At 60.0% G+C, this 12,480-nt stretch carries 12 protein-coding genes; all 12 read right to left on the bottom strand.

The genetic code is table 11. The features are described 5' to 3' along the window. Window positions 1-3: 3 nt before the first annotated feature. The 12 genes from ACESY8_RS03440 to ACESY8_RS03495 all read right to left on the bottom strand — a co-directional run bounded on the left by ACESY8_RS03440 (window position 4) and on the right by ACESY8_RS03495 (window position 12,466). On the bottom strand, window positions 4-363 hold the full coding sequence (locus ACESY8_RS03440; protein WP_007494469.1) for a glycerol dehydratase reactivase beta/small subunit family protein: 360 nt from the start codon (window positions 361-363) through the stop codon (window positions 4-6). Window position 364: 1 nt separating this feature from the next. Next, entirely contained in the window at window positions 365-2,185 is a 1,821-nt protein-coding gene (locus tag ACESY8_RS03445) for a diol dehydratase reactivase subunit alpha (RefSeq protein WP_054338487.1), read from the bottom strand. Between the two features lie 28 nt (window positions 2,186-2,213). Continuing rightward, window positions 2,214-2,729, bottom strand: coding sequence for a diol dehydratase small subunit (locus tag ACESY8_RS03450; RefSeq protein ID WP_007494465.1), 516 nt, complete (start codon window positions 2,727-2,729; stop codon window positions 2,214-2,216). 17 nt (window positions 2,730-2,746) lie between these two features. Then, complete coding sequence (locus tag ACESY8_RS03455) at window positions 2,747-3,409, bottom strand: propanediol/glycerol family dehydratase medium subunit (RefSeq protein WP_007494463.1); 663 nt, start codon at window positions 3,407-3,409, stop codon at window positions 2,747-2,749. Window positions 3,410-3,425: 16 nt separating this feature from the next. Then, entirely contained in the window at window positions 3,426-5,087 is a 1,662-nt protein-coding gene (locus ACESY8_RS03460) for a propanediol/glycerol family dehydratase large subunit (protein ID WP_007494461.1), read from the bottom strand. Between the two features lie 24 nt (window positions 5,088-5,111). Then, complete coding sequence (pduB, locus tag ACESY8_RS03465; protein ID WP_024723135.1) at window positions 5,112-5,921, bottom strand: propanediol utilization microcompartment protein PduB; 810 nt, start codon at window positions 5,919-5,921, stop codon at window positions 5,112-5,114. 43 nt (window positions 5,922-5,964) lie between these two features. Continuing rightward, window positions 5,965-6,243, bottom strand: coding sequence for a propanediol utilization microcompartment protein PduA (gene pduA, locus ACESY8_RS03470; protein ID WP_009256646.1), 279 nt, complete (start codon window positions 6,241-6,243; stop codon window positions 5,965-5,967). A 233-nt stretch (window positions 6,244-6,476) separates the two neighbouring features. Continuing rightward, window positions 6,477-7,619 carry a 1-propanol dehydrogenase PduQ gene (locus ACESY8_RS03475; RefSeq protein WP_007494455.1) on the bottom strand — a complete coding sequence of 381 codons (1,143 nt, stop codon included), beginning with the start codon at window positions 7,617-7,619 and terminating at the stop codon, window positions 6,477-6,479. A gap of 46 nt (window positions 7,620-7,665) precedes the next feature. Next, the gene (locus ACESY8_RS03480) at window positions 7,666-8,733 is read right to left on the bottom strand and encodes a helix-turn-helix domain-containing protein (protein WP_007494453.1); all 1,068 of its coding nucleotides are present in this window, start codon (window positions 8,731-8,733) and stop codon (window positions 7,666-7,668) included. A 38-nt stretch (window positions 8,734-8,771) separates the two neighbouring features. Next, window positions 8,772-9,995 carry a PocR ligand-binding domain-containing protein gene (locus ACESY8_RS03485; RefSeq protein WP_007494450.1) on the bottom strand — a complete coding sequence of 408 codons (1,224 nt, stop codon included), beginning with the start codon at window positions 9,993-9,995 and terminating at the stop codon, window positions 8,772-8,774. A 234-nt stretch (window positions 9,996-10,229) separates the two neighbouring features. Further along, complete coding sequence (locus tag ACESY8_RS03490; protein WP_434307974.1) at window positions 10,230-11,273, bottom strand: phosphotransferase; 1,044 nt, start codon at window positions 11,271-11,273, stop codon at window positions 10,230-10,232. 740 nt (window positions 11,274-12,013) lie between these two features. Then, window positions 12,014-12,466 (bottom strand): low molecular weight protein-tyrosine-phosphatase, encoded by a 453-nt coding sequence (locus ACESY8_RS03495; protein WP_007494437.1) that lies wholly within the window; start codon window positions 12,464-12,466, stop codon window positions 12,014-12,016. Window positions 12,467-12,480: the final 14 nt, after the last annotated feature.

Consider the following 12,480-nt stretch of genomic DNA (forward strand, 5'->3'; position numbering starts at 1 on the left):
CTCTCACCTCCTGTCCAGGGCCTTCAGCGGCAGCTTTTTCACTAGCCGCGCCGCATTGGCCCCCAGCGCCCGCACCGTCTCCATACCGGAATTGGCGGGAATACGGAACAGGGGCTGCTCGCGCTCCAGCTTGGAGTAGTGGAGAACCAGCGCCTGTCGGTCCAGGCCGATTCCCACCTCCAGCCGGGAGCTCCGGGCGGCCTCCCAGGCCAGGGACAGGGCGTCGCCCGTCCCGGCTGCGGCCTCCCAGGGAATGCCCTCCTCCTCCATGCCGTACTGGAGCTGCCGCAGTACCTCCTGCGGGGTGTCCTCTGCACAGCGGACATGGACGGTGGGCTTGATCCTTTCTTGGATTACGGGCATATCAGCCCCTCCCTTCCGTCAGGGAGAGCACCAGCCCGGTGGCCACCGCGTTGCGGGGGCCTTCGGTGCCGCGGATATTTCCGCGGCCCGCGACAACCTTGTACTGGGAAAGTGCATCGGTCACCATCTGCGGAACCTCGAAGTCCAGCGCGGAGCCGCCCACCAGCACCACGAACTGAATATCCCGGACATTGCCGGTGGGGCTGACCCGGGTCAGGGCCCGGATCGCGTTGGTGATGAACACCTTCTGCTTGGCCTGCTGCCGGATGAGCCGGATCTTCTCCATGCTCCAGTCACCCTCCAGGGGGAGCAGCTTGCCCTCCTTGAGAATGACCACCTTGGCAAACAGGTTGGGATCCAGCGGCTGCTGGAAGAACTCCACGGTGCCGTTTTCATGGCGGATGTGGAACAAGCTCTCCACCTTGGCCAAGGGGTACTTTTTCACATCCTCCGCCGTGTCAAAGTCGGGCAGTCCCATCTCCGACTGGATCAGGAGTGTGACCATGTTGCCCGCTCCGGCCAGGTGGATGGAGTGGATCTGTCCCTCGGCGTTGATGATGGAGGCGTCCGTCGAACCGGCGCCCATGTCCAGAATGGCCAGGGGCTTGTTGGTGCCCGGGGTGGTGAGGGCGCCGCGGATGGCCATGTCGGCCTCCACGCCGCCCACCTCGACCGGGACGCCGATCTGCTGGGCAAATTCCCGGGCGATGGCCTCCATCTGGAGGCGGTCCGCCTTGACCATGGCGGCGATGCCCACGGCGTTCTCCTGGGAAAACTCGTTGGCCAGGCCGCCCTGAACCTTCTGGGGTGTGAATGTGTCGACCGCCAGCAGATCCTGAATCTTGATGTCCCTGGGGTGCTGGCTAGTCAGATTCGCCATGACCTGGCGCACCTTCTCCAGCATGCCGCCGGCGTTGGTTCCCGGCTCTCCCCGCACATCCTCCAGGCTGGGAATGGACTCCACGGCCTTCATGATCTTGTCGGCCCCGTCGTCCACATCCACTTTGACGCTGCGGTTTTCCCCCAGTAGCTCAATCGTGCCGGCCGGAATTTTTCGCTCCTTCACGTCTCCGGCCGGGGTCTTGATCACCACCGCCGAGCGGTTTCCAATCAGGGCCCGGGCGATGGGCACCACCTGCCGGGTCTCGTCAGAGGACAGGCCAAACAGGGTGGCGATGCCGTAGGGGTTGGAGAGCACCTCCACCACGCCGCCCACGGCGGCCACCTCCACGGCGGAGCGCATGCCGATGGGCACCTTGTCAATCAGCGCCACCTCGTCCACGATCGGGATCTTGCAGGTCAGGCGGTTGTGAATCAGCACGCCGTCATCCCGCTGGACAATGGCTGCGGTGACCTTGCGGTCCCCGGCGGTGGCCCGGTTGATCAGCCGGGCCGCCACCTCAAAGTCCACCGTCCCGGGCACCACTGCAATATAGTCCCGCCCGACCGGAGCCTGTTCCAGCTCCGTGATGAGGACCGTCTCTCCCACGCCCACGCCCATTCCGCCGGGTGTGGCGGGGTTGTGGCCGATCATGGTGGACTCGGTGATGATGGTCTCGGTAATGGTCTCCATGGCCACATCGCCGATGACGGGGGCGGCTTCGTTCAGGCGCACCTCCGACAGCTCCTTGAGCTCCAGCCCGGCCTTCTCCAAAGCGTTGGTCAGGGAGTGAAAGATGCCGTTGATGTTCTGGCGGGTCCCCTTGATGCCCGTGGTGGGGACGGTTCCGCTGGCCAGAAAGACCGCGTGACCGTCCTCGATGCGGGCCAATGCTGTCTCTGTTGTCGCGTTTCCGATGTCAATGCCTGCGACCAGTTTCATTCTGGGGCCTCCTGACTCTGGAGTATGATTAGAACTTCTTCAGGCGGCCGCGCTTCTCATAAACCTCGGCAGCCTCCCGCACCAGGGAAGCGGCGGTCTTGGCGCCGTACTTGCCGTCCAGCTCGCCGGCGATGTCCAGCAGCTCCTGCTTGGTGGAGCGGTAGGGACGCAGGGCATTGTAGATCTCCAGCAGGCGGTCGTCGGGCACGGCGATGAGCTCGGCTGCGCGGCGCAGGTTGCCGGCAAAGGCCTCGCGGTGGACGGACTCGGCCACCTGGGCCTGCATCTCCAGGGTCTCGGGCGCGATGCGCATGTCGTCGGCGGAGAGCTCGCCGTTGATGACCTTCTCATAGCTCAGAGAGGTGAAGTCCTTGCCGGTGGGGGTCTTGATCTGGTCGGCCATGCTCTCGGCCAGAGGATAGTTGGCCGCGGTGACCTTGGAGCCGCAGCTGGAAGCGGCGGCGGGCGCGGAAGCGGGCGTGCCGTTCTTCATGGCGGCCATAACCTGCTCCACGATCTGCTTCATCAAAAGTTCCTGATCCATAAAACGTGCTGCCTCCTTTACTGGAACGAGACCGTAACGGCCTGCGGCTTCTTGTTGTTGTCCACCAGCTCAGTCTCCTTGATGTGGAGCAGGGCGGACAGCGCCTGATAGGTGGGGCGGGCCATCTGGTCGTTCCTGGTGGGAACCGGCGTGGGGGACTCGCCCTTGGCGTACTTGGCGGCGTTCTTGCCGATCTTGCGGTAGGTGTCCAGGTCGATCAGAGGCGCCTGGGAGAACAGCTCCAGATTGGACAGGTTGGGCAGGTCCTTCTGGTGGATAACTGTGGTGCCCTTGGACTGGATGCCGATACCGATGCCGGAGCCGGAGTACTCGGCGGCCACATGGGCGATGAAGGAAACATCGGAGGTGTGGTACACCTTGATGATGCGCCACTTCAGGCCCTCCTCCTCGATGCCGGCGATGATCTCGCGGAGCACCTTGTCATGGGGCAGGTCGATAATGGTCTTAACCTGCTTGGTGCCGAAGGCGGGCGCCAGGCCGATGACCACCTCGTCGGCGGCGGTGCCCTTCCGGGCCTCGCCATTCTCGGTGATGGTCAGCTTGCCCGCGGCCGCGGCGACAGGCGCCGCAGCGGGGGCGGCGGCGGTGCCGCTCACCTCGCCCATCTCCTTCAGGACCTCTTCAATTACACTGCGCAGCGTGTTTTCATCAAACGTCATGACTGCTTCACCCCTCTTAGATATCTTCCGGACGGATGGCGTTGGGAATGTTCTTCAGCTGGTTCCAGCGCTCCTCGCTGATCTGGTAGCCGGTCATGGGCCCGTGATACTCGTTGGGCACATTGACGGCGGAGAGCACGTGGAACTGCTCGTCGAAGATGGAGGCGGTGTGCAGGTAGTCGCCGGCCACCTTCTGGCGAAGCATGTTGTAGATGTTGTGGGCCACATCGGGGAAGCCGGCGCGGTCCAGCGCCTTCACGAAGTCAACGCCGGTCACCTTGCGGGCCATCATGTCCTCGATGGCCTTCAGATCCTCGTTGACGTTGCGCTCGGGCATGTCGTTGGAGCCGTTGGCATAGGTAGCGGCCTCCACCTCGGCGTCGGTGATCTCGGGCAGGCCCAGCTCACGGAACATGCCCTGCAGGGCGCGGGCAGCCTTGTTGCGGGCCTTGAGCACGTCCTCCTCGCGGACGGGCTGCAGGCCGCCGTCGATCTTCATGTCGCGCTGGATGATGGTCCAGTCGTCGTAGTCCTCGGCGTCCCAGTTGGAGCCGGCGAACATGTTGTCGTAGTTCGGGGTGGCGGAGTAGCCGGAGCAGATGTAATCGGTGCCGGAGAAGAGCTGAGGCACGGTACGGGCCACGCGGCGCAGGTCGGAGTGGGTGAAGGTCTGGTCGTTGGAGGTGGTGGACTCCAGATCCAGCAGCATGGCGATCAGGTTCTCAGCGGCCACGGCGCGGATGCCGCCGGGTACGCCGGCGGGCACGCCGATGCAGGACACGGAGCCGTTCTGCGTACCCTGCACGCCGGCGCCCTTGGTGACAGCCAGGCAGCGGGCCTCCAGGTACAGCATGCTCTTGCCCTCGGCATAGCCCATCTGGACCTCGGAGCCGGTGCCGGAGGTAAAGCGCATCTTCAGGCCGCGGCTGGCGTAGCAGCTGGCCAGGAACGCCTTGGAGTAGGGGGTGTCGTCGCCGTCCATGAAGACGGGCTCGGTGCCGTAGACGGAGATGGTCTCCGCGTAGGTGGTGAAGCCGCGCATGCCGAGCTGCAGCTCGGTGGCCTCCTCCAGGGCGCACTGGGTCATGACACCGGGGCGGCCCACCTGGGCGCCCACGAACAGGGCCATGGCGTTGAAGGGGGCGTAACGGGCGACGGCCACGGTGGTCTCCATCTCGGCGAAGCCGCGGACGCCGGCCTCGGCGGCATCCGCCGCGATCTGAACCGGGTTGTCGCGCACGTTGGTGACGTGGCACTGGTTGGCGGGCATCATGCGGGCGCGCATCTTGGTCATGCCCATCATGATCTCCACGATGTTCAGCTTGCCTACGACCTCGGTCAGCTTGGCGGGGGTCAGGGACAGGGTGATGTCCAGGATCTCCTCACGGGAGACGTTGATGTCCACGATCTTGCGGGCGATCTCCAGGGAATCCATGGCCATGGCCTTCTCCGCGTTGCCCAGGCGGATGGCGTGGTCGGCGATGAAGGTATCGAGCATATCGAAATCGGCGCGGCACTTGCCGTCCATCTCGGTGATGACGCCGTTCTCAATCTTGATGCTGGGCTTGGGGTCGAAGGGGCTGTTCATGGCGATCAGGCCCACCTCAGGCCACTCCTGTACGTAGCCGTCCTGATTGACCGGACGGGCGGCCAGAACTTCAAAACGTTTTGACTTCATAGCTGTCTGACTCCTTCCCGGCAATTACAGAATATAGGGGGTGGTGGTGGACTTGAGCTCCACGCTGGGCTCCAGGGTCTTCAGCACCTGCATGCCCACATCGCGGGCGGCGATGATGGCCTGCTTGACGGCGCCGGAGTCGCCGGTGAAGGTCAGGATGACCTCGTTGGAGAAGCTGGTGCCGCCGTTGGCGGGGGAGCTGTAGCCCACCACGTCCACGGTGGCGGCCTTCACGGCGGTATCGGCCAGCAGCACGCCGATGGCGGCGGGAGCGCCGACGGTGATGCCGAAGGCCTTGCCGATGGGAGCGCCGAAGGCCTTGTTCAGGGCGTGGCTGGCGCGGGCGGTGTACTGGAACTCCAGGTGGCCGGCGGGGCTGCCGTATACGTCGCCCATGGTGCGCTCCACCTCCCGCAGGCAGACCTCAACGGCGCGGCGGGCATCGGACACGTCCTCGGCGCCGAAGATGATCAGGGAGCCGTGGCCGGCGCCGCCCTCGGTATCACGGGGCAGCTCGATCTTCACGATCTCGCAGTTGGTGGCCTTCACCGCCTCGTCAGCGGCAAAAATCTGGGGACCGGCGCCGGTACGGTCGCCGATGATACCGATGGAGCGGTACTTGGGATCAATGTCCATCTTCTCGTGGATCTGGTGGTCCACATTGGCAATCACCAGGCCGATGGTGTGGCCGATGGCGGTGCCCACAAACTCCGTCAGGTTGCAGTTCGCGCTGGCATTGCTGCAGCACGCGGCGGCGGGGGCGGAAGTCGCGTCGGACGCGCCCATCTTCTTCATGACCTCGTCCATGACCTTGCTGATCAGTTCGTCTTTCATCTATGTTCCCTCCGAACTCTAATTTAAGTTTCCGTTATGTCGGTTACGCCATATGGGGAAGGATCTTCTCAACGTCGGTGTGGGGTCTGGGGATGACGTGCTGGGCCACGACCTCGCCCACCTTCTCGGCGGAGCAGGCCCCGGCGTCCACGGCCGCCTTGACGGCGCCCACGTCGCCGCGCACCATCACGGTAACCAAGCCGGAACCGATCTTCTCGTAGCCAACCAGACTGACATTGGCGGACTTGACCATGGCATCGGCGGCCTCAATGGCGCCAACCAGGCCCTTCGTCTCTACCATTCCGAGGGCTTCCTGTTGCATATTACTACCTCCTTATTGTGGTCCGCGGCGCGCCTGAAACAGCATTCGCACGCTTTCTGGCGAAATTATACCGGAAACACTCCCCTGTTTTCTTGGCTGCCATATATACTTTTTTGTCGGAAGTCCTCCACCTGTTCAAAGCCTGTTTGTTTGCTTTTCCTATAAACAACGCAAAAAAGCACCCCTTCGGGTGCTTTTTTGTAAATAGAGTGGTGCCGCTTCTCGCTCCGGGATTATCCCCCCATAACCTTATTCAAAAGAGCCTCCACATGCTCCGCCGCAGCCGGTCTGGGATTGGTGGCGGTGGTGGCATCCGCCAGGGCAGCGGAAACAATCTCCCCGCGCAGCTCCTTCACCTTGGAGGGCTCCGCTCCCCACTCCTTCAGGGAGGCCGGGATCTTCAGGGTGCGGTTCAGGCGCTCCACCTCCCGCAGAAGGTTGGTCACGCCCAGCCGCACACTGGGGGCCGGCAGGTCCAAAACCTTTGCCATGCGCTGATACTTTTTTGCTGCGAGGGCGTACTCGCCGTTCCGAATCCGTCCCAAGTCGGCGTTGAACGTAATGATATGCGGCAGCAGCATGGCATTGATACGGCCATGGGCGATGTGGAGCTTGGCGCCGATGGCGTGGGCCATGCCGTGGTTCAGCCCCAGCCCCGCCGAGTTGAACGCCAGGCCCGCCATACAGGAGGCGTTGTGCATCTTTTCCCGGGCCAGCAGGTTTGTGCCGTCCTGAAAGGCCAGCGGCAGGAAGCGAAACACCAGAGAAACCGCTTTCTCACACAGCGCGTCGGAGAAATCGTTGGCTCCCTTGGAGACGTATGCCTCCAGCGCGTGGGTCAACACATCCATACCTGCGTCGGCCGTTACCGAGGCCGGGGCGGAAACTGTAAGCTCCGGGTCCAGAATGGCGACCGGCGGGCGGAGCGCCTGGCTGTCCAGCGGATACTTGATTCCCTTTGCCCGGTCGGTGATCACGGCGTAGTCCGTGACCTCCGAGCCGGTGCCGCTGGTGGTGGGCACGGCAAAGCACTCCCACCGGTCTGTGTCGATGTGCAGAGTCTCCTTCGCCACCGCCCGGATGGCCTTGGCCGCGTCGATGGTGGAGCCGCCGCCCACGGCGATCATGACCTCCGCGCCGCAGTCCTGAAGGGCCTGGACGCCGGCCGCCACCACCTCGATGGGGGGATCCGGTACCACGCCGTCAAATACAGATACCTGGCACCGGGTCAGGTGCCCCGCCACCTTATCCGGCACACCGATACCCGCCATAAAACGGTCGGTCACAATCATAACTTTTTTGTCCTGCACCCGGCGCAGGCGTTCCAGCGCGCCCTCACCAAAAAAGATTCTGGTGCTGAAGCTGAATTCCTCCATGTTTCTCCACCCTTTCCGGCGCTGCAAGGCGTCTGCGCGGCCGGTATCAGCCCGCCCCCTGCTCCCTGAACAGCTCGGAATGGGCTGTCCGGTATTCGCTGGGTGTCACTCCCACCTTTTTCTTGAACGCCTTGCTGAAATAATTTGTCTCGTTATAGGACAGCTCATAGGCGATATTGATGACCGGCATTTCCGTGTCCACCAGCATGCGCTTCGCCATTTCAATTCGGCTGTCCGTCACATAAGTAATATAGTTTTTCCCGGTCATCCGCTTAAAGAGCTTGCTGAAATAGCACGAGCTCATATTCGCGTACTCCGCCGCCTCATCCAGGCTGACCCCCCGCCGGATATTCCGGTCAATGTAATTCAGAATCTTCTGCTCGCTGTCTACCTCGTACAGCCCGCTCTTCTCTATGGCGTCAAAGATCGTGTCCAGCATCCGGACAATAAACTCATAGGTTGCATATTTCCGCTCCTGCTGGTCAAAGCGGACCCGAAAGTGCTCCAGACTTCCCGACAGCTTCCACTGGGTGGTCCTGCTGAACGGGATTCCGGCTTTCGCCACTCCCTCCGCAAAGCGGACCGCACTCGTGCGGATAACACCCTTATTATCAGTACTTTGATAGAGCAAATCAAGGTATTCTCTTGCGGCATCGGTGCACTTTTTATACTGGAATCTCTGCAGGTGCTCCGTCAGGCGCCTCAGGTAAATCTCCTGCTGGTCGGCGGCGCATCCGCCGCTGCGCTCCTTACGCACCAAGGCGCGCACCGCGGCCAACAACCACGTGGGCCGGTACGGCTTGAGCAGATAGTCCCGGACGCCGAGGCGCCAGACATACCCTGCGATTTCCTCCTGCGTCCCCACCGATGTAACCAGGATCGGAGTGTCCGGGGCCGTCTTTCGCGCCGTGGTGACCATATTGCAGTGGGCCACGTCAAACCGTTCAACATCCGCAATGAAGAGATCCACCGCTCCGCTCTGAAGCTGCTGGATGGCCTGCTCCGCCCCGGCTGTGAGGGTGATTTCCGCCTCAGCCCCCAGCCCGGAGCGCAGAATATCCCCTGTAATGCTCTGCTCCAACTCGTTTTCAATCAAAACCAGAATCTGCTTCATGCGGCAGCTCCTTCCCGTTTACAGCACTCTTGAGCCGGCTATCCGTTCCGCTCCAGCGGCAGGTAAAAGCTGACCGCTGCACCGGCCCGCCCGTCTCTCCGCCGGTTGACCATCAGGCGGTATCCCCCTCCCAGCGTCTGCTTCAACAGGCGGTCCACACCGCCTGTATGAAAGTATCCCTCTTCCGCCGCCCCGGATAACTCCTCCGTCAGCTCCTCTACCGAGCGGCTGGTGTCATTGCTGAGAATCTGAAACAGCAGCCTGCCGTTCTCCTCCTCCGCATAGAAATCCAGCTTTCTGGGCTCCGCAGCCTCCGTTTCGGCCCCCTCCAGAGCGCACTCCACAATGGGCTGCAATACCATAAAGGGACAGGATACCTGATGATACTGCTCCGGGACAGAAATAGTATAGGCTAACTTGTCCCGAACCCAAGCCTTCCGTATCCGAAGAAGCGCCCCGATATAGTTCAGTTCTTCCCCCAAGGTGGAAATTTTTTGCTCTGCCCCCGCTGCATAACGCATCATGTCTGCAAAATCGTATGAAACCGCCTCTGTTTTGGCCGCCTTCTCCTCATAGGCTAACTTTGAGATAATGTTCATGACAAAAAAGAAGTAGTGGAGCTCTGTCCTGCGGCGGGCCGTATTGCTCTCCTGCTTCTGTACCTGCTTTTCCAGGTCCAGACGGGCCGCCCGCTCCTCCGAGAGTTGCTTTTCCTTCTCTCTCAGGACTCCATCCGCCCCCTTCCCAGTCCGCCTTTCCACAAATGTCACGATGATGTCGCGCAGCAGCTTTACAGATGCCTCCACTTTTTCATAGGTGACGACCTCCAGCTTCTGGTAAGCCTCCTCCCATTCCTTATCCCGTTTCCAATTGGGACGCTGTGGGAGGATGTGCTCCAGCTCCCGCTCGCTCTCCTCCTGTAGCCGCACCTGCCCGCCCAGCACCGCTCCCATATAGCTTCCATTGACAATGAGAGGGACCGCGAAATCCACCAGATCGGCGTGGCAGCGGTAAATGTACGGCTGTCCGGTGATCGCGGCGTGAAGTCCGCCGTGCGCGTCGCATTGCTCACACATCTCTGCAAATCCCTTTGCCTGTCTCCCCAGCATGCAGTGAGATGTGAAGCCGCTGTATTTGGTAATGGGTATGCCTTTGTAATCCACCGTGATAAATGCAAGGCCCATCGCTTTTGAGCAATTATCCTGGATGTTCTGCAGCAGGTCCAGATCAATAAAATCGGACAATTTTCTTGCGTCCTCCATGCCCCTCTATCCTCCTTCTCAATTTTCCGTTCCGCCCCATCTCCCGGCGCAGACAAAGGGTTTTACTCTACCGGATATCCGGTAGCGCAAGTGGGTACCCACTTGCGCACCAGCCATGTTTTTTCTCTATTATAACAAAAAAGTCCATTTGAGCAACACCACTTTATCCAAATAATTACTTTTTTGAGAAAAAAAACACATGGCAAGCCCGCCATGTGTCTTAATTTGCTGCGTTTATTCCAGGCAATCCAGGTAAATTTGCGTAACCGCTCCGATGGCCTGAACCGCATCCTCCATCGTATCCCACCGCTCCCGCTCAAGCAGAAGGTACCGGCTGAGCACCAGGCAGAGCTCATGCGCCTGTCCTCTGGCCTTCCCGTCCAACTGAGCGAACTCCGGGGTCAGAGATGTTGTAATCTGGGGGAAACAGGGCACCGCCGCAAACCCAAGCACATCCGGCAGAAACCCACGGGCTAGGTGCTCACAAAACCCGCCCGATCTCTGATAAATCGGCTTTGCATCCTCTCTCCAAAACTCCGTAAAGTGCTCCACAAAGGAGTAGTAGAGCTCCAGCAGGCTGGAGAGGAGATAGGAGAGAAAGGTACGGCGCGCCCCTTTCGATGGGAACGGCCGGAAACACGCTGTGCAGTACTGGGTCAGCAGGCTGGCCGCAAAGTATCCGATATCATAGCAGAGCGGTCCGGCAAAGGTATACTCCATGTCAATAACCTTGAGCCGCTCCTCGTCTGCAAACACGTTGGACGTATGCAGATCCCCATGTATCAGAGCCTCTCCCCGGGTCATAAATTTGTGGCGCAGCTCGTAGCAGCAAACCCTGATGCTCTCATCCCGGTCAATAAGCTGTTTGAGCACCGGGTTTCCATTATGGGTGAGGTAGGGTGCATCCCGCAGGAACACCCAGTCTTCCATGATGGACCGCATATCGCTGTTGCGGAAGCGTGCAGAAAGTCTTCGAAACAGGTCTGCTTCCAGATAAAACTCCGAGCAGTAAAAGGTGCTCGCCGCAACAAATTCCCCCACCTGCTCCGCCAGTCTGGGTAGCATGACTCCCGAGCAGAGCAGCTTCCGAACCTGAGCGAGATCAGACACATCCTCCATCAGAAAAATTGCGTTCTCCCAGTCCACATAATAGGTCTCCGGCGTGTACTGGGGTACAATGGCATGGCGAAGCCGGAGCGTCTCATATTCCTGACGATTCCGCCATATGGGCAGAACTATTTTGTCGTTCTTCCGGCTGGCGGAACGCCCCTGCTTCACGATGACAGACTGCTTCCCGTTGGAAACCCGAAATATATAGTTGATCAGCCCGCCTTCATCCGGTTCCCGAGGCTTCTCCTCTCCTTCCAGTGCGCCTATGCACTGGATATCAACCGGTCCCGATTGGTCAAACACAGGGTAATGGCTGCGCAGATAGGGCAAAATCTGTCCTTCCTCCAAAATCCACATCTGCGTATCACCCCCGTTTTATGTGTGCTGTTATCAAAATAGCACCAAACCGGCGCTGCCACAATGGAATATTTCGTCCTGTCACCCTATTTTTCTGCCATAGTATGCATAATTTTTGTCTTCCCATTCCAGCCATGCATGGCTTCTTACTGCTATCCAGCCCTCTCCAGTACAAGCATAATTGCCGAGTCCAGGACTCAACTCCGGTGATCAGGGACATTATGAGTATGCTCTCCAGCAGTTCCCAGAGTGTGGGAACTGCAAAAAATACCCGCCGGAATCTATGGACTCCGGCGGGCTCCAGGAAAAACTCCAATCTAAATATTTTTATTAGGACATACCTTTCCTTTTGATTGACGATACTTTTATGCTGTACGAACGTTTTGGCGTAGGAGAAACCTTAATGCCAGCAATATAACGGTGTTCAGTTTTTTTGATGACCCTTTACATTTGCAATATCTCAGGCTGGCATAGTTGTCCCGTTCCATTTTCCATTGGATACCGACTTTTGCTTCGCAGACAATCAGTTCATCGACTTTGGTTCAACCTTTTTACATTAAATTGTCTAAAAGTCCCTCACACCCCTCCAGCACATCCTGCCAGGTGGAATCAAAGTCTCCCGTATACCAGGGGTCCGCCACCTCTTGATCCGGTCGGCCGGCGTACTCCAGCAGGAGATGCATCTTGTTGTTAAAATCGCCGCCGCAGATGCGGAACATATTGTGGAGGTTGGCCTTGTCCATCCCAATGAGCAGGTCGTACTCCTCGTAGTCGCGGTTGCAGAGCTGCCGGGCGGCGTGGCCCTCGCAGGATATGCCGTGCTCCGCCAGCTTCCGCTGGGCCGGCGGGTAGACCGGGTTGCCGATCTCCTCCCGGCTGGTAGCCGCCGAGGCGATTTGAAACTCGGCCTCCAGGCCCGCTTTTTTCACCAGATCTTTCATGACATACTCGGCCATCGGGCTCCGACAAATATTGCCGTGACACACAAAAAGGATTTTCTTCATGCTCCAGACACTCC

It is taken from the genome of Clostridium sp. ATCC BAA-442 (assembly GCF_964239415.1).
Taxonomy (GTDB): domain Bacteria; phylum Bacillota; class Clostridia; order Oscillospirales; family Oscillospiraceae; genus Flavonifractor; species Flavonifractor plautii.